This window comes from Rhodopseudomonas telluris (genome assembly GCF_042432815.1).
GTDB lineage: Bacteria > Pseudomonadota > Alphaproteobacteria > Rhizobiales > Xanthobacteraceae > Rhodopseudomonas > Rhodopseudomonas telluris.
Map to the genome: position 1 here is coordinate 472,117 of NZ_JBHLWM010000001.1, position 22,682 is coordinate 494,798.

19 protein-coding genes are annotated in these 22,682 nt (G+C 67.0%); 12 read left to right on the forward strand and 7 right to left on the reverse strand.

What is annotated here, in order from left to right:
• Positions 1-371 precede the first annotated feature (371 nt).
• The 3 genes from ACFFJ6_RS02165 to ACFFJ6_RS02175 are packed head-to-tail and all read left to right on the forward strand — an operon-like array spanning position 372 to position 5,098.
• Complete coding sequence (locus tag ACFFJ6_RS02165; RefSeq protein ID WP_378383874.1) at positions 372-2,438, forward strand: GumC family protein; 2,067 nt, start codon at positions 372-374, stop codon at positions 2,436-2,438.
• Positions 2,435-3,772 carry a VpsF family polysaccharide biosynthesis protein gene (locus tag ACFFJ6_RS02170; RefSeq protein ID WP_378383876.1) on the forward strand — a complete coding sequence of 446 codons (1,338 nt, stop codon included), beginning with the start codon at positions 2,435-2,437 and terminating at the stop codon, positions 3,770-3,772. The genes ACFFJ6_RS02165 and ACFFJ6_RS02170 overlap by 4 nt, the downstream gene beginning before the upstream one ends.
• Before the next feature lie 3 nt (positions 3,773-3,775).
• Complete coding sequence (locus ACFFJ6_RS02175; RefSeq protein ID WP_378383878.1) at positions 3,776-5,098, forward strand: glycoside hydrolase family 5 protein; 1,323 nt, start codon at positions 3,776-3,778, stop codon at positions 5,096-5,098.
• Positions 5,099-5,114: 16 nt separating this feature from the next.
• On the opposite strand, the gene ACFFJ6_RS02180 is transcribed toward ACFFJ6_RS02175, so the two are convergent.
• From ACFFJ6_RS02180 to ACFFJ6_RS02190, 3 genes are all read right to left on the reverse strand, one after another.
• Positions 5,115-6,029: a WecB/TagA/CpsF family glycosyltransferase gene (locus ACFFJ6_RS02180; protein WP_378383880.1), complete on the reverse strand. Its 915-nt coding sequence runs from the start codon at positions 6,027-6,029 to the stop codon at positions 5,115-5,117.
• A 248-nt stretch (positions 6,030-6,277) separates the two neighbouring features.
• On the reverse strand, positions 6,278-7,255 hold the full coding sequence (gene galE, locus ACFFJ6_RS02185) for a UDP-glucose 4-epimerase GalE (RefSeq protein WP_378383882.1): 978 nt from the start codon (positions 7,253-7,255) through the stop codon (positions 6,278-6,280).
• Positions 7,256-7,291: 36 nt separating this feature from the next.
• Positions 7,292-8,527: an O-antigen ligase family protein gene (locus tag ACFFJ6_RS02190; RefSeq protein WP_378383884.1), complete on the reverse strand. Its 1,236-nt coding sequence runs from the start codon at positions 8,525-8,527 to the stop codon at positions 7,292-7,294.
• Between the two features lie 277 nt (positions 8,528-8,804).
• On the opposite strand from ACFFJ6_RS02190, the gene ACFFJ6_RS02195 reads away from it, so the two are divergent.
• Positions 8,805-9,794 carry a Bug family tripartite tricarboxylate transporter substrate binding protein gene (locus ACFFJ6_RS02195; protein ID WP_378383886.1) on the forward strand — a complete coding sequence of 330 codons (990 nt, stop codon included), beginning with the start codon at positions 8,805-8,807 and terminating at the stop codon, positions 9,792-9,794.
• A gap of 104 nt (positions 9,795-9,898) precedes the next feature.
• Positions 9,899-10,864: a S1C family serine protease gene (locus ACFFJ6_RS02200; RefSeq protein WP_378383888.1), complete on the forward strand. Its 966-nt coding sequence runs from the start codon at positions 9,899-9,901 to the stop codon at positions 10,862-10,864.
• A gap of 196 nt (positions 10,865-11,060) precedes the next feature.
• Here ACFFJ6_RS02200 and ACFFJ6_RS02205 read toward each other — a convergent pair whose 3' ends face one another.
• The 4 genes from ACFFJ6_RS02205 to ACFFJ6_RS02220 are packed head-to-tail and all read right to left on the reverse strand — an operon-like array spanning position 11,061 to position 15,758.
• On the reverse strand, positions 11,061-12,146 hold the full coding sequence (locus ACFFJ6_RS02205; RefSeq protein ID WP_378383890.1) for a BMP family ABC transporter substrate-binding protein: 1,086 nt from the start codon (positions 12,144-12,146) through the stop codon (positions 11,061-11,063).
• A gap of 37 nt (positions 12,147-12,183) precedes the next feature.
• Entirely contained in the window at positions 12,184-13,095 is a 912-nt protein-coding gene (locus ACFFJ6_RS02210; RefSeq protein ID WP_378383892.1) for an ABC transporter permease, read from the reverse strand.
• Position 13,096: 1 nt separating this feature from the next.
• Positions 13,097-14,176 (reverse strand): ABC transporter permease, encoded by a 1,080-nt coding sequence (locus tag ACFFJ6_RS02215; protein ID WP_378383894.1) that lies wholly within the window; start codon positions 14,174-14,176, stop codon positions 13,097-13,099.
• Complete coding sequence (locus ACFFJ6_RS02220) at positions 14,160-15,758, reverse strand: ABC transporter ATP-binding protein (protein WP_378383896.1); 1,599 nt, start codon at positions 15,756-15,758, stop codon at positions 14,160-14,162. The genes ACFFJ6_RS02215 and ACFFJ6_RS02220 overlap by 17 nt, the downstream gene beginning before the upstream one ends.
• Positions 15,759-15,892: 134 nt before the next feature.
• Here ACFFJ6_RS02220 and ACFFJ6_RS02225 point away from each other — a divergent pair, with 134 nt between their 5' ends.
• The 7 genes from ACFFJ6_RS02225 to ACFFJ6_RS02255 all read left to right on the forward strand — a co-directional run bounded on the left by ACFFJ6_RS02225 (position 15,893) and on the right by ACFFJ6_RS02255 (position 22,666).
• Positions 15,893-16,177, forward strand: a complete 285-nt coding sequence (locus ACFFJ6_RS02225) for a hypothetical protein (RefSeq protein WP_378383898.1) — start codon at positions 15,893-15,895, stop codon at positions 16,175-16,177.
• A gap of 71 nt (positions 16,178-16,248) precedes the next feature.
• Positions 16,249-16,944 carry a cysteine hydrolase family protein gene (locus ACFFJ6_RS02230; protein WP_378383900.1) on the forward strand — a complete coding sequence of 232 codons (696 nt, stop codon included), beginning with the start codon at positions 16,249-16,251 and terminating at the stop codon, positions 16,942-16,944.
• Positions 16,945-17,047: 103 nt separating this feature from the next.
• The gene (locus tag ACFFJ6_RS02235; protein WP_378383902.1) at positions 17,048-17,539 is read left to right on the forward strand and encodes a hypothetical protein; all 492 of its coding nucleotides are present in this window, start codon (positions 17,048-17,050) and stop codon (positions 17,537-17,539) included.
• Between the two features lie 535 nt (positions 17,540-18,074).
• Positions 18,075-19,577 (forward strand): Do family serine endopeptidase, encoded by a 1,503-nt coding sequence (locus ACFFJ6_RS02240; RefSeq protein ID WP_378385702.1) that lies wholly within the window; start codon positions 18,075-18,077, stop codon positions 19,575-19,577.
• A 190-nt stretch (positions 19,578-19,767) separates the two neighbouring features.
• Positions 19,768-20,808 (forward strand): SDR family oxidoreductase, encoded by a 1,041-nt coding sequence (locus ACFFJ6_RS02245; protein ID WP_378383904.1) that lies wholly within the window; start codon positions 19,768-19,770, stop codon positions 20,806-20,808.
• On the forward strand, positions 20,805-22,112 hold the full coding sequence (locus ACFFJ6_RS02250) for a DUF2254 domain-containing protein (protein ID WP_378383906.1): 1,308 nt from the start codon (positions 20,805-20,807) through the stop codon (positions 22,110-22,112). Before ACFFJ6_RS02245 ends, ACFFJ6_RS02250 begins: the two co-directional genes overlap by 4 nt.
• 146 nt (positions 22,113-22,258) lie before the next feature.
• Positions 22,259-22,666, forward strand: a complete 408-nt coding sequence (locus ACFFJ6_RS02255) for a BA14K family protein (RefSeq protein WP_378383908.1) — start codon at positions 22,259-22,261, stop codon at positions 22,664-22,666.
• Positions 22,667-22,682 lie beyond the last annotated feature (16 nt).

The following is a 22,682-nucleotide window of genomic DNA, read 5'->3' on the forward strand; positions in this document are numbered from 1 at the left end:
GCGCCGGTTCAAGGTTAATGAAGAGTTACGCATTGTGTGGGCGGTTTACAGGAAATGTCTGCGGTCCGGGTGAGTATCCTTGTATGCGGTTAATCTGAAGGATCTCTGCGCGAAACGTCGCGCGGCTGTTCCGGTTGCGATCGGTGTTAATCGATCGTCAATGCACCCCCGGCGCCGACGCGTAACCGCCGATTAACCCTAGTTCTTTACTTTGTAGTCAGTGTGCAAAGCGGCTCAGGCGTAGTCCGGATGGGTTCGGCGGCTGCCGCGGGCATCGGCATCGACGCAATCGCGGCGCGTCGCCGCAGTTACATCATCGGCCTTCGCGGCTCATGATCCGGGTTCGTAGATCCAGCGAGTTGTAAAGTATCATGTCGCCCAAGCCGACTTCGCCCGAAGTGCCGACAGACCGGATCTCCGACGGGATCGATTTCAGGAACGTGCTCGGCATTCTGTCGCGGCGGCGGAGCTGGGTGATCGGCATCCCGGCGGTGCTGTGCGGCATCGTGGTGGCGTATCTGCTGGTGGCGCATCCGTCCTACACCGGAACCGCGCAGGTGTTCGTCGATCCGCGCGATCAGTACACGCCGAAGGACGACCCGCTGCAGAATTCGGTTCCCGGCGACGGCCTGTTGCTGGTGGAAAGCCAGCTCAAGATCATCACCTCGAACGAGGTGCTGAACCGCGTCATCGAGCAGCTCAAGCTGCAGGACGATCCCGAATTCAACGGCGAGCGAATTACGATCGGGCGGCTAGTAAAATCGGTGATCGGTCTCGGCCGAACCGAAGACCGCGCGCTGGTGACGCTGCGCAATCTGCGCAAGAACGTCGCGACGAAGCGGATCGACCGCTCCTTCGTGATCGATATTCTGGCGTCGGCCGATACGGCGCCGCGCGCGGCGGCGCTCGCCAACGCGGTGGCGACCTCGTATCTCGAAGAGCAGGCCGGCGCCAATTCGGCATTTCAGCGCCGCACCTCGGAGGCGATTTCGGCGCAACTCGGCAAGCTAAGACAGGAAGTGAAGCGCGGCGAAGAGGCGGTCGCGGCCTTCAAGGCGGCCAACAATCTGGTCGGTTCCCGCAGCCGCATGGTGACCGAGCAGCAGCTCGACGAAGTCAATACGCAACTCACCAACGCCAAGACGCGCCTCGCCGACGCGCAGGCGCGTGTCCGCCTGATCGAAACCATCGAGCATGGCGACGCCGGTCTCGAAGCGCTGCCGGAAGCGATCCAGTCGGCCGCGATCGTGCAGCTTCGGTCGCGGCTCGCCGACGTGTCGCGCGAGGAAGCGCAGCTCGCGCAGATCGACGGACCGAACCACCCGGCGCTGCAGGCGGCGCGCGCGCAGGTGCGGGACGCGCAGGCGGCGATCCAGCGCGAGCTGAAGAACATCGCGCGCTCGGTGCGGAATACCGAGGCCAGCGAACGGACCAATGTGCAGAACCTGCAGGCCAATTTCGACGCGTTGAAGAAGCAGTCGGAGACCAACGACAAGGCGATGGTTCCGCTGCGCGAACTCGAGCGCAAGGCGGAGTCGAGCCGCATCGTGTACGAGAGCTTCCTCGCCAAGGCGAAGACCGCCGAGGAACGCCAGGGCATCGACACCACCAACATCCGCCTGATCTCGCGCGCCACCACGCCGGAGAGCAAGAGCTGGCCGCCGACGCTGATCATGCTGGCGGCGGCGCTGTTCGCCGGCATCACCATCGGCATCGCGGCGGCGCTGGCGCGCGACGCGTTCGATCGTCCGGGCCTCGAGCCGGATCCCGAAGCCGTGCCGGATGCGCCGGCGCTGGCGCCCGCCGACGTGGTCGCCTCCGCGCCAGCGCCGCGGCCGGCCGTGGTTCAAAGCAAGGTCGGCCGTCTTGCGGCGCTCGGCGAAGAGCTGCTCGCGGCGCCGAAGGGCACCACCATCGTGCTGGTGCAGGTCCAGCGCGGCGCGTGGCTCGACGACGTCGCGCTGCAGCTCGCCCGCACCGTCATCGCCAACCGGCTGGATGTGATGCTGGTCGACGCCGATCTCGCCCGTCATTCGACCACCTCGCGGCTCGGCTTCGACAAGGCGCCCGGCCTGCGTGACGTGATGAACGGCGCCGCCGACGTTCATCACGTCGTCCGGCTGCACAAGCCGACCGCGATGCGTGTCGTCCCGGTCGGGCTGTCGGCGCTGGCCGCGCGCGATCCGCGAGCCAGGCAGGCGCTGTCCGCCGCGCTGCAGCAGCTCCGCGTGTTCGACCGCGTCATCGTCGACGGCGGCGAGATGGGCGGGTCGGCTTCCGAATTCGGCCTGTACTACATGGCCGACGAGGTCGTGTTCCTGTCGCAGGGCGCGGGCGGCAAGAGCGAGGATGCGGCGATCCTGGTCGAACTGCTGCGCCATCGCCAGGTCAAGGCGCGCGTGGTGATCGTCGAGCCGGACGTCTCGGTGGCGGCATGACGGCGCGCGGGCAGGGCACGCCGCATTCGTCGGCGGCGTTCGGCCCTGCTGCGCCATCCACGTCGCTGGTTCGGCTGCGGCTGCCCTTCGCCGGGCCGCTCGTCCAGAAGATGATGGCGATCTACATCGTGCTGCTGTTCATCGTGTCGGCAAATGTGCTCGACCTGATCGGCTACGATTACAGCTCGATCGGCGGTTCGCCGATCACCAAGATCCACGTCTCGACCTATTTCATCGTGCTGCTGTTCGGCGTGTTCGTCGTCACCTATCCGCAGAAAGGCGATCTCGCCCGCTATTATCTGGCCACCAAGCTCGGCTCGCTGTTCTTTCTCTGCGCGTCGGTGTTCGCGGTCGTCAACATCGTCGCCGACGGCCGCAACGGCTTCGGCATGTTCTTCGACACCGACCTGCATCTGTTCCTGTGCGCGATGCTGCTGCCGTTCGTGTCGCCCGACAACATGGACCGGCTGGAGCGCTTCCTGCACTGGTTCTTCTTCGCCAACGCGCTGCTGGCGGTGATCGAACTCGCCATCGGCTTCAATATCTTCCCGCTGATCACCTACTCGCCGGACGGCATGACCACGGTCGAACCGCGCGCGACCGCGTTTCTCAGCCACCCGCTGCACGCCGCGACCATCACCTGCGTTTATATCGTCAGCCTGCTGTGCGGCGCCGGCACCGCGCTGCGGCAAAATCTGCGGATGCCGATGATCGGGCTGCAATGCGCCGCGCTGCTCGCCTTCGGCGGCCGCACCGCGTTCCTGCTGACGGCGGTGATCATGGCCGGGATGCTGGCGTGGACGCTGCTGCGCGCCGCAGCCGGCATGAAGCTGTCGCGCACCGCGCTGATCGTGTGGTTCACCATCATTCCGATCGGCATCGCCGCGGTCGCGGTGCTGGCCTCGATCGGCGCGTTCGATCAGATGTTCGATCGCTTCACCGAGGATGGCGGCAGCGCACGGACCCGCTGGATCATGGTGCCGCTGCTGCTGTCGTTCAACTGGGGCGACATGCTGTGGGGCGCGCACACCGACTATGTGCGCTCGCAGGTGTATTCGTTCGGACTGGAATGGGGCGTCGAGAATCCGTTCATCCAGATGAGCGTGTTCCAGGGCGTGGTGGTCGCCTCGATGATCATGCTCGGCGTGCTCCTGCTGATCTGGGAAGCGTATCGGCGGATGACCTGGAAGGCGATCTTCCCGATCGCCGTGTTCCTGTTCCTGTGCAACACCTTCGGCTCGTTCGCCGGACGTTTCTTCACCTTTGCGATCTTCCTGGTGGTGATCTCGGCGCTGTTCCGCAAGCCGGATGCGCCGCGCGACTGGGTGAGCTGAGCCGTGGACGCCGCGGTCCCCAGCCATGTCGACGATCCGCCGGCGATCGTGCGCGAGGCGGCGGATCTGCGGCCCGCCGGACGCGGGGGCTATCTGCTGCCGCCCGGCTATCTCAGCACGCGCGGCAGCCAGATCGTGGACGACGCCGGCCGCCCCGTGCGGATCGCCTCGATCGGCTGGAACGGCACCGAGGGCCCGCCGGGCGCGGCGCCTTCCGGCATCTGGACGGTCAGCTACAAGACGGTGCTCGACTCCATCGTCGATGCCGGTTTCAACACCGTGCGTCTTCCCTGGATCGACCTCGGCCTCGACACGCCGCTGCACGGCTACAGCGATCGGCTCGGCTGGATCAACACGACGCTCAATCCCGAACTGCTCGCGTCCGAGACGCCGCGCGCCGACGGCCGCTATCGCTACGTCACGACGTTGACCGCGTTCCGGCGCATCGTCGATTACGCCGGGCAGATCGGCCTGAAGGTGATCTTCGATCACCATACCAATCAGGGCACTGCCGGCCAGCAGCGCAACGGTCTGTGGTTCGATCTCGGTCCTGGCACCAATAACACCGACGGCATCGCGCCGGGCCGCTTCTCCGCCGAGATGGTCAAGGAGAACTGGCTGCGGATTGCCAAGACCTTCGCGGGCAATCCGACCGTGATCGGCTACGACTTGCACAATGAGCCGAACGGCGACCGCGGCCATATCACCTGGGGCGGCGGCGGCCCCACCGATATCAAGGCGATGTGTGAGGACTATGGCTCAGCGATCCATGACGTCGAGCCCGGCGTGCTGATCATCTGCGAGGGACCCGAGACCTACAAGCCGCCGCCGAAATCCTCCGGCATGGACCCGACCCTCGCGGCGCCGGCCGGCAATCTGACAGCGGCAGGCGCCAATCCGGTGCGGCTGAAGATCCCCAACAAGCTGGTGTATTCGGTTCACGAATATCCGGAGGAGATCGCCGACACCAAGCGCTGGGGCATTGCCGAAACCGGCAAGGGCTTTGTCGACCGGATGAATGCGACCTGGGGCTATCTGGTCCGCGACAACATTGCGCCGGTGTGGATCGGCGAAATGGGTGCGTCGTTGCGCACGCCCGAGACGCGCGAATGGGCGCGCAATCTGCTCGACTACATGAACGGAAAATACGGCGCGGAGGGCGGCCCGACCTTCACGGGCGATCAGCAGCCAATCAGCGGAAGCTGGTGGCTGATCGGCCCCTCGAACGATCCGCCGTACGGGCTGCAGACCGAATGGGGCATCGGCCATTATCGGCCGGATCAGATCGCCATCACTGACCAGATGTTGTTCCGGCCGCGCAAGTGACGGCCGGCGAGGCTGATCAGCGCGTCGTCTGCGTCAGCAGCAGATACATCGCATAGGGGTTGGTCTTGAGATAGCGCATGCCGAGCCGTCGCGGCTCCAGCGCCATCCGCCACAGCCATTCGAAGCCGAGGCGCTGCATCCACAGCGGCGCGCGCGGCTTCGACCCCGACAGGAAGTCGAACAGGCCGCCCGAGGTCTTGATCACCCCGACTGTGGTGAGCAGGTGACGATGCCGGCCGATGAACAGCTGTTCGCGCGGCACGCCCATCGACACCCAGAGGATGTCGGGCGCGAGTTCGGCGATCTGCCGGCAAGCCGCGATCTCCTCGTCCTGATCGGCGAAGAAGCCGTTGCGGCGTCCGACCAGCTTGAGATCGGGATAGCGACTTGTGACCAGCTCGGCGGCGAGCCGGTTCGAGGTTTCGTCGGCGCCGAGCATGAACATGGTGGCGCCGCGCTTGCTCGCCTCCCGCGCGACGTCGTGAAACAGATCCGTCGTCGCCACCCGCTCCGGCAGCGGCACGTCGCATTTGAAGCGCGACACGAACACGTGCGGCATGCCGTCGGCATGAATGGCATCGGCCTGCAGAAACATCGCGTGCTCGGCGGGATCGACCGCGCAGCGATACGTCACCTCGCCGTTGGTCGAGGTCATGTAGGCCGGGTAGCGCCACAGCCCGCGGCGCTTCAGCGCTTCGTCCACCATCGCGCGCGCGGTCTCGACTCGATCGGCCACGACGATCGGAAGGCCGCCGATCAGATTGCGCTTCCAGTGCAGGAAGCGGCTGCGCCGACGCTCGCCGCCGACGCGGCGCTCGCCGAACGGCAGCGCCTCGATCGACTCGATCGAGAACGGAGCCACCCGGCGGTCCGACGCACGCCGCTCGGCGCCCGTCGTCTGGGCTCGCTTGGCAATCTGCACCTGGGGCATCGCGAATTCCAAATCGTCGCTGAGGACGTGTTCCACTGGCATTGAAGACAAACAATCAGCGCTTCTTAACAGCCTTGCAAGCGCGGCTTAACCGTTTCCGCGCGACAAGGTAAAACAGTTAATGATGCAGTAACGATGCGCGCGCGATTTGCGGTCGACTGTGCCGGCCTGCATCAGCGCTGTGTCAGAACGATGCGGCGTGCCGGGATGGAGCAGGTTTCATCCACAGCGTGGAACCCGGCTCGCGGCTAGAGCCGCTTCTCCCATGCAAGCGCGTGGCGCACGATGGTCTCGAGATCGTCGTAGCGCGGCGTCCAGCCCAGCGCCGTCCTGGCGCGCGCATTCGACGCCACCAGCGCCGCGGGATCGCCGGCGCGGCGGCCCTTGATGCGGACCGGGAAGTCCACGCCCGAGACGCGCTTCACCACCTCGATCACTTCGAGCACCGAATAGCCCGTGGCGTAGCCGATGTTGCAGGTGATGCTCGGATGGCCCGCGCGCAGATAGCGCAGCGCGTCGAGATGCGCGGCGACGAGGTCGCTGACGTGGACGTAGTCGCGGATGCACGAGCCGTCGGCGGTCGGATAGTCGGTGCCGAATACGTCGAGGCCGTCGCGCTTGCCGAGCGCGGCCTGTACGGCGATCTTGATCAGATGCGTCGCGTTCGGCGTGGATTGGCCGGTGCGGCCTTCCGGATCGGCGCCGGCGACGTTGAAGTAACGCAGCGCCGCGTAGGTGAACGGGTGGGCATGCGCGACGTCGCCGAGCATCCACTCCACCATCAGCTTGGAGCGTCCGTAAGGATTGATCGGCTGCGTCGGCTGATCCTCGGCGATCGGCGTCCGGTCCGGCTCGCCATAGACCGCCGCGGTCGACGAGAACACGACATGCGGCACGCCGCGCTTCACCGCGCAGTCGAGCAACGTGCGGGCGTTGGCAGTGTTGTTGCGATAGTAATCGAGCGGCTGCGCGACCGAGTCCGGCACCACGATGCTGGCCGCAAAATGCACGATCGCGGCGATCGGATAGCGGTCCATGATGTGGCCGACGAAGGCGGCGTCGCCGACCGATCCCTGGAACAGTGGCACGCCGTCCGGGATCGCATCGCGCCGGCCGGTGGAGAGATCGTCGATCACCAGCGGGCGCTCGCCGGCGGCCTGCAGCGCCAGCGTCATGTGGCTGCCGATATAGCCGGCGCCGCCGGTGACGAGGATGTAGCTCTCCATCTGGGCTTTCCGTGGCCGGCCTCGACGAGCCGGAGGTCAGGGGCTGGCGTTGCTCTGGAACCGGACGCGACTGCTCGCAATTGCCACGCCCCAGGTCAAGCCGAGCAGCAAGAAATAATGCCGCCAATGGTCGGTATCGATAATGAAGCTCTCGAGCAGCGTCACGATCATGGTCGAGACGATGACGATGGAGGTGCGCTGCCACGGCGTGCGCACGAAGACGTTGCGCAGACCATAAGCCGCGGTGATGAACACCAGGGCCGGATACAGGATGCCGCTGATCCAGCCGCCGGACATGAAGGCGTTCAGGAAAGAGTTGTGGGTGTCCTCGGGGAAGAAGCGGCGGAATTGCAGCGGCCCGATGCCGGTCGGATAGTCCAGCGCCATCGCGGCGCCGAGCAGATGCCGGCCGAATCGGCCGAACCGGCCGCTGTCATAGGGCTGCGACAGGCTGGCGCGCTCCTTGAACAGCGCGTCGATCTGGTCGAACGACAGCAGCACCGCGAGCGCAGCGATCAGCAACACGCCGGCCAGCATCGCCAGCAGCACGATACGCAGCCGCCGATGCTGCGTCGGGGCGGTGACGAACATCAGCGCGACCATCAGCACCGACGCGCCGGCCAGCGTTCCCCACGCGGCGCGCGAGAAGGCCAGGAAGATCGCCAGCGCGATGATGCCGAACGCGATCGCGTTGCGCACTGCGCTCCAGAATGAGCCCTCGATCACCCGCTGCAGCGCGAGGATCGCCGGAAAGATCAGAAACGCGCCGAGCACGTTCGGGTCCTTGAAGGTGCCGCGCGCGCGACCCGCGAAGGTGAGGAGATCGCCGCCGCCGGGAATGAGGTTGAAATAGCCGGCGATGCCGGCCAGCGCGGCGATCAGGCCGCCCACCAGATAGCCGTTGGCGATCGCATCGATCCGCGCGCTGGTGTCTTCCAGCGCGACCAGCGCGAAGAACATCGCGGTGATGGCCATGTACCAGGAGGTCAGCAGCCAGTTCAGGATCAGCGGATCGTCGAGCAGGGTGGAAGCGCCGATGGTGTAGCCGAATTCCACCCCGATCAGCAGTCCGATCGGAATGAGCAGCGCGGGCGTGATCCGCAGTCCCGTCGCCATGAACAGCAGCAGGGACACGAGGACGGCGAATTCATACGGGCTTGGCTCGATGAAGACGATCGCGCCGCTGGCGCCGACGAACCACAGCAGCGCGAGCTGCAGGCTGCGCAGGCGAGGCGCCGTACTCGAAGGAGCCGCGATGGCAAAGTCGGTCATGCTGCAACCTTGCGTCGCCGGCGAGAAAACACTTCGTTAACCGTGTCGCGCCAGGCGCGAGGGGGCGGCGCGGACCGCGGCTGCCGCCGACCGGAGCGCCGGCGGTGACGGACCGCCGCGCGCGAAGTGTAGGAAAGCGGGATTAACGCTGGCTTATCGTTGGCGCGCGCGGGGTGGCCGTCCGGGTTCGTCGGCCTTTACCACATCTGCGGCATTGCGATGAAGCCGCGGCGGAACAGCGCTATAGGCTTGGAGAGATACCAGGTCGGAGACGATGATGATCAGCAAGCGTGCGTTTCTCGGTTCGACGGTGGGTGCTGCCGCCGCGTTATTCGGCGTACGGGCGACGCCTGCCTTCGCAGAGGTCTCGAATTATCCGGCCCACCCGGTGCGCTGGATCGTGCCCTATGCGGCAGGCGGCGCCACCGACGTGCTGTCGCGGATGGTGTGCCAGTATCTGTCCGAGAAGCTGGGGCAGTCCTTCGTGGTCGAGAACAAGCCGGGCGCCGGCAGCACGATCGGCACCCAGGCGGTGATCAACTCTCCGGCCGACGGCTACACGCTGCTGCTCACCAGCACGGCCAACGCGATCAACGCGTCGTTCGACAAGACGCTGCCGTTCGATTTCGCCAAGAGCATCGCGCCGGTTGCCGGGCTCGCCCGAATTCCGCTGGTGCTGGTCGTCAACAACGATCTGCCGGTGAAGAACGTCGCGGAGTTCATCGCCTACGCCAAGGCCAACCCCGGCAAGATCAGCGTCGGCTCCTCGGGTATCGGCACCTCGTTGCATCTGTCGGGCGAACTGTTCAAGTCGCTCGCTGGCGTCAATCTGGTGCACGTGCCGTATCGCGGCTCCGCGCCGGGGCTCACCGACCTGATGTCGGGCCAGATCCAGGCGATGTTCGACAATGTGACCTCGTCGTTCGAACTGGTGAATGCCGGCAAGATCCGCGCGCTCGGCGTCACCATGCGCGAGCGCTCCGCGGTGCTGCCCGATGTTCCGCCGATCGGCGATACGCTCGCCGGTTACGACACCAGTTCGTTCTATGGCGTCGGCGCGCCGCACGGTACGCCGGCGGACGTGATCGACCGTCTGAACCTGTCGATCAACGCCGCGCTGGACGATTCGACCATCAAGCAGCGCATCGCCGAGCTCGGCGCGATCCCGCTGCACGGCGATGCGGCCCAGTTCGGCGCGATGATGCGGGCCGAGACCGAGAGCTGGCGCAAGATCGTCGAGACGTCGCAGGTGCATAAGGAAGGCTGAGCCCGGCGCGGAACGGCGGCTCCGGCCGCCACCCCGGCTTGCAATTGGCCCTGCCGGCTCCGATATTTCGTGTTCCGCCCGTTGGGCCGAACAGGAGACGCCGGATGCCTTCCTTGCCCGAATGGAATGTGCCGGCCGCGATCCGGCCGCGTGCCGCCGACTTTCCGTTCGATCTCGACCGCGCGCTGTCGGCCGTTGTCGGCCTGCACGCGATCATTCCGCCGGACGCCTTCACGGCCAATACGCTCGGCACCGAACGCGCCGGCAACGCGGTGCTGATCGATGACGGTCTGCTGCTCACGATCGGCTATCTGATCACCGAGGCCGAGACGGTCTGGCTGCATCTCGGCGATGGTCGCGTGGTCGAGGGCCATGCGGTCGGCTTCGATCAGGAGAGCGGCTTCGGCCTGGTGCAGGCGCTTGGCTCGATCGATCTGCCGGCGCTGCCGCTCGGCAATTCGTCGGCGGCGAAGACCGGCGACCGCGTGATCGTCGGCGGCGTCGGCGGACGCAGCCGCTCGGTCGCGGGGCGGATCGCGGCGCGGCAGGAGTTCGCCGGCTACTGGGAGTATCTGCTCGACGATGCGATCTTCACCGAGCCGTCGCATCCGAATTGGGGCGGCACTGCGTTGTTGTCGGCGACCGGCGAACTGATCGGCATTGGCTCGCTGCAGATCGAGCGCAGCGGCAGTGACGAACACTACAACATGATGGTGCCGATCGATCTGTTGAAGCCGGTGCTCGAAGATCTGCGCACGATCGGCCGGCCCAACAAGCCGGCGCGGCCGTGGCTCGGCCTGTACTCGACCGAGATCGAGGACAAGATCGTGGTCGTCGGCATCGCCCCGAAAGGGCCGGCTGCGCGCGCCGAGCTGAAGACCGGCGACGTTATCCTCTCGGTTGCGGGCGAGAAGGTGTCCACGGAAGCCGATTTCTATCGCAAGCTCTGGTCGCTCGGCAGCGCCGGCGTCGAAGTCCCGCTGACCCTGTTCAGCGGCGGCGCGACGTTCGACGTCACTCTCCACTCCGCCGACCGCGCCAAGTTCCTGAAGGGACCGCGGCTGCATTGAGGTGCCCGCGTATCACTATTGATGATGCTGAGGGGCTCGACCATTCACCCGTGTCGTCACCCGCGCAGGCGGGCGGTCCAGGATCGCAGAGTGCGGGCGGCGCCGAGCCGCGAACGCCCGGGAATACTGGGTCGCCCGGTCGAGCCCGGCGATGACCGCGAGGGGGCGCGATCACTCTTCGGTCCCGCCCGCGTCGCTACTTCCCCGGGATCTTGTCGTCGATGCCCTTCACGTAGAAGTTCATGCCGAGTATCTGGCTGTCGTCGAGGTGATCGCCGCCTTTGCATTCGACGTCCTTGCCGTCCTGATCGACGACCGGGCAGGCGAACGGCTTGATGCTGCCGTCGATGATGCCGGCCTCGGTGTCGGCGGCGAGTTTCTTCACGTCCTCGGGCATGTTGGTGTAGGGGGCCATCAGGATCATCTTGTCCTTCAGCCCGCCCCAGGTGTCGCCCGGCTGCCAGGTGTTGTCGAGCACGGCCTGGACGCGTGCCGTGTAGTAGGGCGCCCAGTTGGCGATGATGCCGGTCAGCTGCGCCTTGGGGCCGAACTTGATCATGTCGGAATCCTGCGCGAAGGCCAGCGCGCCGCGTTCGTTGGCGATCTGCATCGCGGCGGCGCTGTCGGTGTTCTGCATGATCACGTCGGCGCCCTGATCGAGCAGCGCCTTGGCGGCTTCGGCTTCCTTGCCGGGATTGAACCAGGAATTGACCCAGACGATCTTCACCTTGATATCCGGGTTGACCTTCTGCGCCGCCAGGATGGTGGCGTTGATGCCGGAGATCACTTCGGGCACCGGGAACGAGCCGATATAGCCGAGCACGCCCTTCTTCGACATCTTTGCCGCAATCGTGCCCTGCACGTAGCGGCCCTCATAGAACCGGCCCGAATAGGTCGCGACGTTCTTCTCGCGCTTGTAGCCGGTGGCGTGCTCGAACTTCACGTCGGGATATTTCTTGGCGACCTTGATGGTCGAATCCATATAGCCGAACGAGGTGGTGAAGATCAGCTTGTTGCCGGCGCGCGCGAGTTGCTCGATCGAGCGCTCGGCGTCGGGCCCTTCGCTGACGCTTTCGAGGAAGGTGGTCTCGATCCGGTCGCTGAACTGCTTGACCAGCGCCTGGCGCGCCTGATCGTGCTGATGGGTCCAGCCGAAATCGCCCACCGGGCCGATGTAGACGAAGCCGATCTTAAGCTTGGCGGGCTTGTCCTGCGCCGCGGCGCCCGACAGCCCCGCGCATCCGGCCAGCAGCAGCGCCGCCGTCACTATCGCCTTCGTCATCCAGTCCTCTCCGCTCACGTGATGTATCTGTTTCGCTTTACCGATCCGGAACGAAGCTGGTTCCGAGCGCCGCCGGCGCCACCGATCCGCCGCGGCACACCCGGGAGATCAGCACCAACACCAGGATCGTGGCAAGATAGGGCAGCGCCGTCATCAGTTGCGGCGGCATGCCGAGCCCGAACGCCTGCGCGTGCAATTGCAGGATCGACACCGCGCCGAACAGATAGGCCCCGGCCACCAGACGGCCCGGCCGCCACGAGGCGAACACCACCAGCGCCAGCGCGATCCAGCCACGGCCCGCCGTCATGCCGGGCGCAAAGAACGGCGTATCGGCCAGCGGCAGGCTGGCGCCCGCGAGCCCGGCGCAGCCGCCGCCGAACAGCACCGCGAGCGTACGGATTCGCCCCACACGATGGCCGAGCGCATGCGCCGAGGCCGGATCGTCGCCGGCGGCGCGCAGGATCAGCCCCATGCGGGTGCGGGCCAGCACGAAGGCGATTGCGACGATCAGTCCCACCGACAGATAGACGAACGCCGTCTGGCCTAACAGCAACCGGCCGATGCCCGGCAGCGACGTGAGGCCCTCGATCGCCAGATGTGGCGCGGGCGTGATGCGTTCGCCGACGAAGGAAAGGCCGATCAGGCCGGCAAGGCCGGTCCCCAGAATGGTGAGCGCTAAGCCGGCCGCCACCTGATTGACCGCAAGGCCGATCGTCATCAGCGCGAACATCGCAGCCAACGCCATGCCGGCGGCGATGCCGCACAGCGTGCCGATCGCGGTCGAGCCGGTGGCCCATGCGCCGGCGAAGCCGCAGGCGGCGCCGAGGATCATCATGCCCTCGACGCCAAGATTGAGGACGCCGGCGCGCTCGGCGACGAGTTCGCCGCTCGCCGCCAGCAGCAGCGGCGTCGAGGCGGCGATGATCGACAGCAGGATCGCTTCGAACATGTCAGGCCGCCTTCCGCTGCGGCGCCGTCCAGCGGATCCGGTGCAGGATCAGCGAGTCGCAGGCGAGCACGTAGAACAGCAGCACGCCCTGGATCACCCGCGTCATGTCCTGCGGGATCTTCAACGTGATCTGCGCCTGCTCGCCGCCGATGAAGGTCAGTGCCAGAAACAGCCCGGCGATCAAGATCGCCAGCGGATTGAGTCGGCCGAGAAACGCCACGATGATCGCGGTGAAGCCGTAGCCCGGCGAGAAGCCCGGCTGCAGGTGCCCGACCGGGCCGGCGACCTCGAGGATGCCGGCGAGTCCAGCCAGCGCGCCGGAGATCGCGAAGGTCGTCAGCGTCAGCCGCTCGGCGCTGAAGCCGGCGAAGCGCGCGGCGCGCGGCGCGGCGCCGACGACGCGGATCTCGAAGCCTTTCAGCGTGCGGCCGAGCAGGATCGTCGCGCCGATCACCGCTAGCAGCGTCAGGATCACACCGACATGGACGCGGCTGCCGTCGATCAGCAGCGGCATCGTAGCGGCGGCGTCGAATTCGGCGGTGGTCGGGAAGTTGAAGCCTGCGGGATCGCGCCACGGCCCGCGCACCAGATAGTCGAGCACGAGATCGGCGATGTAGACCAGCATCAGGCTGATCAGGATTTCGCTGGCGCCGAACCGGACTTTGCACAGCGCCGGGATCAGCGCATAGAGCGCGCCCGCCGCGGCGCCGAGCAGCAGCATCGCCGGCAGCAGCCACGGGCCCGCCTCGCTGCCGTGGGTGATCACCGCCAGCCAGCTTCCCGCCACGGCGCCGATCAGCATCTGGCCCTCGGCGCCGATGTTCCAGACGTTCGCCCGGTAGCACAGCGCCAGCCCGATCGCGATCATCACCAGTGGTGAGGCCTTCACCGCGATCTCCTGCAACGCGTAGCTGTCGGTCAGCGGCGCGATGAAGTACGCAGTCAGTGCGGCGAGCGGGTCCTTGCCGAGCGCAGCGAACAGCGCCGTCATGGTGAGCAGCGTCAGCGCGATGGCGATCAGCGGCGACAGCGCCGCGACCAGCGGCGATCGCTCCGCGCGGCGTTCAAGCACCAGCGGCATGCTGCGCCTCCCGCTGCGGCCAACCGCTGCCGCCCATGAGTAGACCGAGCTGCTCGCGATCGATCGCGGACGATGCCGCGAGCGGCGACAGCCGGCCGTGAAACATCACGCCGATCCGGTCGGCGATCTCGATCAGTTCGTCGAGATCCTGACTGATCACCAGTACCGCGGCGCCCTGCGCGGCGAGGTCGATCAGCGCCTGCCGGATCGCCGCGGCCGCCCCGGCATCGAGGCCCCAGCTCGGCTGGTTGACGACCAGCAGCTTCGGCTGCCGCAGGATCTCGCGGCCGACGATGAACTTCTGCAGATTGCCGCCCGACAGCCGCCGCGCTTCCGGATCGCGCGCCGCGGTGCGGACATCGAACGCCGTGCTGATCCGCTCGACCAGGTCCCGCAGCGCGGCGCGTCTGATAAAGCCGTGCCGCACCAGGCTCGGCTCGGCGTGATGCGTCAGCAGCGCGTTGTCCGAAAGCGACAGCGTCGGCACCGCGGCATGGCCGAGCCGCTGCTCCGGCACGAAGGCGGCGCCGAGCTCACGGCGACGGGTGATCGGCAGATCACCGCACGGCTGGCCATCGATCAGGATGCTGCGCGCGTCGCGCACCAGCGCCTCGCCGGACAGCGCGGCGAACAACTCTTCCTGGCCGTTGCCGGCGACGCCCGCGATGCCGACGATCTCGCCGCCGCGAACGTCGAACGATACGGCCTGCAGCGCCGTGCCGTGCGGGTCGTCCGGGTTGATGTCGAGACCGGCGACGGACAGGCGTGCCGCGCCGATCGCATGGCCCGGCTGCGATCGCGGCTGGCTCACCTCGCTGCCGACCATCAGCCGCGCCAGCGAGGCCGTGGTATTGGCGCGTGGATCGCATGTCGCGACCACGCGGCCGCCGCGCAGGATGGTGGCGACGTCGCACAGCCGCTGCACTTCGTCCAGCCGGTGCGAGATATACAGCACGGCGCGGCCCTCGGCGCGCAGCCGCTCGAGCTCGGCGAACAGCCGGTCGGCCTCGGATGGCGTCAGCACCGCGGTCGGCTCGTCGAGGATCAGGAAGCGAGGCTCCTGCAGCAGCGCCCGCACGATCTCGATCCGCTGCCGCTCGCCGACCGACAGCCGCCAGACCTCGCGCTTGGGATCGAGCGGCAGGCCGTAATCTTCCGAGACCTGCGCGAGCCGGGCCGCCAAGGAGCGCAGCGGCGTGGCGGCAGGCAAGCCGAGCGCCACGTTCTCGGCGACGGTGAGGTTGTCGAACAGCGCGAAGTGCTGCGACACCAGCCCGATGCCGTGCGCGCGCGCCTCGGCAGGGCCTTCGGGGGCGAACGGCGCGCCGCGCCAACGCATCGCGCCGCCGTCCGGCTGGATCAGGCCGCAAATCAGCTTCACCAGGGTCGATTTGCCTGCGCCGTTTTCGCCGAGCAGCGCGTGAATCCGGCCGGGCGCGACGGCGAGATCGATCGAATCATTGGCGACAAAGCCGCCATAGCGCTTGGTCAGGCCGATCGCTTCGAACAACGCTGCGTCGCCCGGCCTGGCGTCGGGGGCCAGCTGGCGCGTCGGTCGCGGGAGCGGGGACGGATCGGTCAAGCGGGGGCGTACTCTTCCAGGCCGGAGTGGGCCAGAACCTAGCCGAAAACCGTGCCGCATGCGACGCGTCATCCGATCGTTGACTTCACCCTTTAGGTCGAAAGCTGTAGTCAGGAGATCTGCAGGAAGGCACCATGGCTGTCCGGTTTATCTTGATCTGGCTGGCGCTGGCCGCGGCGTTCGGGTGGGGCGCGTGGTATCAGGCGCGCGCGCCGCGGCGGGCCTTGTGGGTACGGATCGTCGTGGCAGCCGTACTGCTCGCCGGCTGCGCCGCGGGCTTCCTGATGTATGGCGATCATCTCGAGAAAAGTCTGGGCTCCGTGATCCTGTATTTCGCCGTGTGGGGCGCGGCGTTCGGCCTCTCGGCTGCGTGTGGCGGCATCATCGTCGGCACGCTGATCGCGCTTTTCATCGGCTGAGGCGCCGCTGCCCGCTGACTTTGCGGGCGACGTTGCTCTATCATGCGACCTGATCCGATCAGGAGAACGTCATGCAGCCCCCGACATCCGCCGCGTCTGCAACCATCGTGGCGGAGCCTTCGCCGATCAGTCTCGATTGGGCGACGACGGCGCTGCTGATCATCGACATGCAGCGCGACTTCCTCGAGCCCGGCGGCTTCGGCGAGACGCTGGGCAACGACGTCTCGCAGCTCGCTCGTGCGGTGCCGCCGACCACGGCCGTGCTCGCCGCCGCGCGGCGGGTGGGGCTGCCGGTGATCCACACCCGTGAGGGGCATCTGCCCGATCTGTCCGATGCGCCCGCCGCCAAGATGGCGCGCGGCGCCCCGAGCCTGCGGATCGGTGATCCCGGGCCGATGGGGCGCATCCTGATCCGCGGCGAGCCGGGCCACGACATCATCCCGGCGTTGTATCCGCGCGCCGACGAGGTCGTCATCGACAAGCCCGGCAAGGGCGCGTTCTACGCCACCGAGCTCGGCGACGTGCTGCTGAAATACGGCATCGACACGCTGCTGGTGTGCGGCGTCACCACCGAGGTCTGCGTCAACACCACGGTGCGCGAGGCCAACGACCGCGGCTATCGCTGCATCGTCATCGCCGACGGCTGCGCTTCCTATTTTCCGGAATTCCACGCTGCCGGACTTGCGATGATCAAGGCGCAGGGCGGCATCTTCGGTTGGGTGGCTGACTCGGGTGCGGTTCTCGCAGCGATGGGCGAGCACGGCTGAGCCCGCCGGGACACACTCACGCGTCGATCACCGCGTCTTGAGGAAACCCGATCGCGCATACGCTGTTATCGCTTTCGGCGCTTTGCACTGAAAGGAATTCCCGATGATATCGACTTCCGCTACGCGGCTTTTGTCTGCCGCCGTACTGTTCGGCTCGCTCGGGCTGACGTCCACGGCAAGCATGGCCGCCGGCGCGTTCGACGGACTGGCCGGTTACTGGAACGGCAGCGGCCGCGTGCAACTGTCGGACGGCTCGACCGAGCGCATTCGTTGCCGCGCATCCTATGCGGTCGCCGGCGGGGGACGCCTGCTGCAGCAGACGCTGGTTTGCGCCAGCGACAGCGCCCGGTTCGACATCACCAGCCATGTCGAGGAAAATGGCGGCCGTATCACCGGCAGCTGGACCGAAGCGACGCGCAACGCCAACGGCCAGGTCTCCGGCACGGCGCGGGGCGGTCGCATCGACGCGCAAGTCGGTGGCCCGGGCTTCTCCGCCTCGCTGTCCGTCGCGACGCGCGGCTCGACACAATCCGTCACCATCGTGCCGCAGGGCACCGATGTGCGCGAGGTCTCGGTGTCGCTGAAGAAACGTTAAGCCTGCGAACAGCATAATTTGCGACGATAGATTCGCGCGGTGTGCTCGCGCCTCTCTTCGATTGCATCACGGTCAACATTCATGCCCGGCCTTGTGCCGGGCATCCACGTATCTGGGGGCGACGCGGGGCAAGACGTGGGTGGCCGGGACGAGCCCGGCCATGACGCACTAAGCGGATGAATGGTGAGAAGTGAGGATGAGCGAGGTGGCTAGGCGTGTCGCGCGTCTCGACGTCCTGCGGGCCTGCTTGCTTCATCTCTCCATCCTGTCTCTGTCTGTGCCTCGTTCTTCATGAAATTTCGGACAGATCATTCGCGTGCGCCGCGTAGTCGTGTGCGCACCGATCCCATCGGGCGGCTCTCTATTTCCAAAGATTAATTCCCCAAACAGCTCGGCGTAATGTCGGGTCTCTATATTCCAGCGAGTAGTTCACGCCCCGTTCATCCCGCCCTGGAGCCTCGCCATGAATCAGAATGAGACCGACCGCAACGACATCGACTACACCCCGAAATCGGATGCGCAGCTGCGCCGGATCATGAAGCCGCGGCGCTTCGCCCTGCTGGCGTCGGCCGCGGCGCTGAGCGCCGCGCTGGTCACCGGCGGATACATGACGCACGAATTTCCGTCCTTCGCATCGCCGGCGTTCGCCGCCGAAGCGGCGTCGCCGTCTGGCGCTCCGGCCGGCTTCGGCGATCTCGTCAGCAAGGTGAAGCCGGCGGTGATCTCGGTCCGCGTCAAGATCGACGAGGACACCCGCACCACGCCGTTGATCCGCAACGACGACAGCGACGACCAGATGCAGGGCATGCCGTTTCAGCAGTTCGAACGCCAGTTCGGCTTCCGCGGCGGCCAGGATGGCGGCATGCCGAAGCGCCATGAAACGATCACCGGCGAAGGTTCGGGCTTCTTCATTTCGCCGGACGGCTACGCGGTGACCAACAATCACGTCGTCGACCACGCCAAGTCGGTACAGGTCACGACCGACGACGGCACCGTGTACACCGCCAAGGTGGTCGGCACCGACAAGAAGACCGACCTTGCGCTGATCAAGGTCGAGGGTGCCAAGAACGATTTCACCTACGTCAAGTTCGCCGACAAGCCGGCGCGCGTCGGCGACTGGGTGGTCGCGGTCGGCAATCCGTTCGGTCTCGGCGGCACCGTGACGGCCGGCATCGTCTCGGCGCGCGGCCGTGACATCGGATCGGGTCCCTATGACGACTACGTGCAGATCGACGCGCCGATCAACAAGGGCAATTCCGGCGGCCCGGCGTTCGACACCAGCGGCAACGTGATCGGCGTCAACACCGCGATCTACTCGCCGTCGGGCGGTTCGGTCGGCATCGGCTTCGACATTCCGGCCGCGACCGCCAAGCTCGTGATCGCGCAGCTCAAGGACAAGGGCACGGTGACACGTGGCTGGCTCGGCGTGCAGGTGCAGCCGGTGACGGCGGACATCGCCGACAGCATGGGCCTGAAGCAGGCACGCGGCGCGCTGGTCGACAGCCCGCAGGAGGGCAGCCCGGCCGCCAAGGCCGGCATCGCGGCCGGCGACGTGATCACCGCGGTCAACGGCGATGAGATCAAGGACTCGCGCGCGCTGGCGCGGACCATCAGCATGATGGCGCCGGGCACCTCGGTGAAGCTCGACGTGCTGCACAAGGGCGAGGCCAAGACCATGACGCTCAGCCTCGCCGAAATGCCGAACGATACCCAGAAGGTCGCCAGCAACGATCAGTCCGGACAGAGCGAAGGCCGGCCTTATCTCGGCGTCCGCGTTGCCCCGGCCGCTGAGGTCGAAGGCTCGGGTCAGAAGGGTGTCGTCGTCACCAGCGTCGATCCGGACGGTCCGGCGGCCGATCGCGGCGTGCGTACCGGCGATGTCATCCTCGACGTCGCGGGCAAGGCGGTCTCCAACTCCGGCGACCTCCGCGACGCGCTGAAGCAGGCGAGCGCGACCGGCAAGAAGACCGTGCTGATGCGGGTGAAGAGCGCCGACGCCGCGGCCCGCTTCGTCGCGGTGCCAATCGCCAAGGGCTGAGTGTCCGGCTGCGTACCAAGAACGTCACGACACGACGAAGAGCGAGGGCGGCCGCAGGGCCGCCCTTTAGCTTTCCGGCGGCATCGTCGGGCGCTCGGGCAAAAAGATCCTGCAACCGCCGGACCAGCTCCGCGTTGGTCCAACACCAGGCCGCCCGCTGCTCCCGAACCGAATTCCGAGGACGCCGACCATGACGACACGCAGAGTGAGAACCGTGGTTGTCACCGGCGCCGGTGCCGGCGTCGGTCGCGCGATCGCAGAGGCGTTCGGGCGCCTTGGCTGCCGGGTGGCACTGATCGGACGTGGCGAGGCGGCCCTCGACAGCGCCCGTCGCGCGATCGAAGCGGGCGGCGGGCGCGCGCTGCCGGTCGTCGCCGACGTCGGCGATGCCGATGCGGTGTTCGCCGCGGCGGAGCGGATCGAAAGGGAGCTGGGGCCGATCGATGTCTGGATCAACAACGCGATGGTCACGGTTTATGGCAGCAGCGTCGATATCGCGCCGGATGAGTTCGCTCAGGTCACGCGCGTGACCTATCTTGGCCAGGTGCACGGCACGCTGGCGGCGCTGCGCCACATGCGCCCGCGCGACCGGGGCGCGATCATCTCGATCGGCTCGGCGCTGGCGTATCGGTCGATTCCATTTCAGGCGCCGTATTGTGCCGCCAAGGCGGCGACGCGCGGCTTCATCGACTCGCTGCGCAGCGAACTGATGAACGAGCGCAGCGCCGTCACGCTGACCATGGTGCATCTGCCGGCGGTGAATACGCCGCAATTCGACTGGGCCCGTAACAAGTTCGATCGCAAGCTCGCGCCGGTGCCGCCGATCGTGCAGCCGGAAGCGATCGCCGCCGCGGTGGTGCGCGCCGCCTACGAGCGGCCGCGCGAATATTGGGTGGGCACGTCTGCCCTCAAGGCGATCGTCGCGCAGATGCTGATGCCCTCGGTCGCCGATCGGCTGCTGGCTCGCGCCGGCATCGAGAACGAAACCACCGACGAGCCGGCGGATCCCTCGGTCCCCGACAATCTGTATCGGGCGGGCCGGGGCGATCCCGGCGCGCACGGGCGGTTCGACAGCCAATCGTCGCGCCACGCCTTTCCGTTCAATCCCGCCTGGCTGCGAGCGGGGGCCGCCGTCGGCCTGATCGCCGGCGCGGCGCTGTTGTGGCGCCGCGCGCGCCGGCCGGTCGAGCGGACCCGATCTGCTGGCGCCGTAGTGGCGAGCAGCCGGTGAACGCGCGCCTCCGCAAATTCTATGATGATTTGTCCGACACCTTCTGGCTGATCCCGGCACTGTTGGTGCTGCTCGGCTCGATCGCCGCGTTCGGGCTGATCGAAGTCGATCGCAGCGGCACGGTACCGACCTGGCTGCTCGAGAACTGGCTGTACAACGGCGGGGCCACCGGCGCGCGCACGCTGCTTGGCGCCGTGGCGTCGTCGACGATCGGCGTCGCCGGCACGGTGTTCTCGATCACCATCGCGGCGCTGTCGCTGGCGGCGGGACAGATGGGGCCGCGGCTGTTGCGCAACTTCACGCGCGACCGCGGCAACCAGATCACCCTCGGCATCTTCCTCGGCACGTTCAGCTATGCGCTGATCGTGCTGCGCAGCGTCCGCACCGCCGACGAGGGCGCGTTCGTGCCTCATCTCGCGCTCGGCGTCGGTGTTGCGCTGGCGTTCGTCTGCGTCGCGACACTGGTGTATTTCGTCGACCACATGGCGAGCCGGATCAACGTCGACACCGTAATCGGGCTGGTCAGTGACGATGTACGCAGCGTGATGCGCGGCCTGGCCGACAACGAGCCGCAGCCACCGCCACCTCCGCTCGCGCATTGGCGCGATTCCGAGCCGGTGTGCGAGCCACGGCAGGGCTATCTCCACCATCTCGACGAGCACGGTCTGGCGACCTGGGCGTGCGAGCAGCAGGTCGAAATCCGGCTGCTGGTGCGTCCGGGCGACTACGTCTTTCCCGGCGCTCCGATCGCGCTGATCAAGCCGCCGCATGAGGGGGCGGCCGAGGCCATCCGCGATGCGACCGCGCTCAGTCCCAGCCTGACGTCGTCGTCGGATCTGCGCTTCGCTATCCGGCAACTCGTCGAAGTCGCGGTGCGGGCGCTGTCGCCAGGCATCAACGATCCGCACACCGCGATCAGCGTTCTCAATCGGCTCGGCGCCGCGCTGTGCGAGATGCGGGAGCTGAGCCTGCAGAAAGGCGTGTCGGTCAGGCAGGGCCGAATCGTGCTGGTGGTGCCGCACGTCCAGTACGACGAGCTGGTCGACGGGATGTTGCACATGATCCGGCAGAACGCCGCCGGCAAGCCGTCGGTGCTGATCGCGATGCTCGAAGTCTTGACCCGGGTGGTCAGCGTCGAGCGCGATCCGCCGCGCGTATCCAGCCTGCGCAGGCACGCCGATCTGGTGATGGGCGATGCCGAACGCGAGGTCGGTGCGCCTCAAGATCTTGCCGACCTGCGCGGCCGCTATCAAGCTTTCCTCGACGTGGTCGCGCGTGGACCGCTGGCCCGCTTCCGTGCGTAGCTACTTGATCGTCTTCGCATCCAGACAAAACCATCGTTTTGTGCGCTGTCGGACGTTGTGCGAATTGTCGCGGACCACTGCACGCGGGAACGCCTTGTTTGCGCGGCCGTTAGCTCTCTGAATCCGTAGAGAACAAGGAGACAATGATGAAGATGTCACGCACGATGCCCGTCATGGCGCTGATCGCCGGCTCTCTGGCGGTTGCGACGGTTCCGGCTTCGGCGGCTCCGCTGATGGCCACCTCCAACCCGGTGGCCGCGAAGGCGGATATCCAGCAGGTGCAGTACCGCCACGGCTGGCACGGCCACCGCGGCTACGGCTATGGCCCGCGCGGCTACTACGGTCATCGCCACCATCACGGCGGGTGGGGCGCGGGCGCCGCGATCGGCGGCCTTGCGGCAGGCGCGATCATCGGCGGCGCGATCGCCAACAGTCAGGCTCAGGCGGCCGCGCAGAACGATGCGGTGGCGTACTGTTCGCAGCGGTTCCGGACCTACGATCCGGCCTCGGGAACGTACATCGCCAAGGGCGGCGTCCGGCGCTCCTGCCCGTAACGCGACCGCGGTGAGC

Bases quoted from the DNA above. Each gene is read 5' to 3' on its own strand.
- galE (WP_378383882.1), bottom strand. From the start codon at position 7,255: ATGGAGAGCTACATCCTCGTCACCGGCGGCGCCGGCTATATCGGCAGC.
- ACFFJ6_RS02200 (WP_378383888.1), top strand. From the start codon at position 9,899: ATGCCTTCCTTGCCCGAATGGAATGTGCCGGCCGCGATCCGGCCGCGT.
- ACFFJ6_RS02165 (WP_378383874.1), top strand. From the start codon at position 372: ATGTCGCCCAAGCCGACTTCGCCCGAAGTGCCGACAGACCGGATCTCC.
- ACFFJ6_RS02225 (WP_378383898.1), top strand. From the start codon at position 15,893: ATGGCTGTCCGGTTTATCTTGATCTGGCTGGCGCTGGCCGCGGCGTTC.
- ACFFJ6_RS02245 (WP_378383904.1), top strand. From the start codon at position 19,768: ATGACGACACGCAGAGTGAGAACCGTGGTTGTCACCGGCGCCGGTGCC.
- ACFFJ6_RS02235 (WP_378383902.1), top strand. From the start codon at position 17,048: ATGATATCGACTTCCGCTACGCGGCTTTTGTCTGCCGCCGTACTGTTC.
- ACFFJ6_RS02170 (WP_378383876.1), top strand. From the start codon at position 2,435: ATGACGGCGCGCGGGCAGGGCACGCCGCATTCGTCGGCGGCGTTCGGC.
- ACFFJ6_RS02255 (WP_378383908.1), top strand. From the start codon at position 22,259: ATGAAGATGTCACGCACGATGCCCGTCATGGCGCTGATCGCCGGCTCT.
- ACFFJ6_RS02210 (WP_378383892.1), bottom strand. From the start codon at position 13,095: ATGTTCGAAGCGATCCTGCTGTCGATCATCGCCGCCTCGACGCCGCTG.
- ACFFJ6_RS02180 (WP_378383880.1), bottom strand. From the start codon at position 6,029: ATGCCCCAGGTGCAGATTGCCAAGCGAGCCCAGACGACGGGCGCCGAG.
- ACFFJ6_RS02230 (WP_378383900.1), top strand. From the start codon at position 16,249: ATGCAGCCCCCGACATCCGCCGCGTCTGCAACCATCGTGGCGGAGCCT.
- ACFFJ6_RS02205 (WP_378383890.1), bottom strand. From the start codon at position 12,146: ATGACGAAGGCGATAGTGACGGCGGCGCTGCTGCTGGCCGGATGCGCG.
- ACFFJ6_RS02240 (WP_378385702.1), top strand. From the start codon at position 18,075: ATGAAGCCGCGGCGCTTCGCCCTGCTGGCGTCGGCCGCGGCGCTGAGC.
- ACFFJ6_RS02190 (WP_378383884.1), bottom strand. From the start codon at position 8,527: ATGACCGACTTTGCCATCGCGGCTCCTTCGAGTACGGCGCCTCGCCTG.
- ACFFJ6_RS02195 (WP_378383886.1), top strand. From the start codon at position 8,805: ATGATCAGCAAGCGTGCGTTTCTCGGTTCGACGGTGGGTGCTGCCGCC.
- ACFFJ6_RS02215 (WP_378383894.1), bottom strand. From the start codon at position 14,176: ATGCCGCTGGTGCTTGAACGCCGCGCGGAGCGATCGCCGCTGGTCGCG.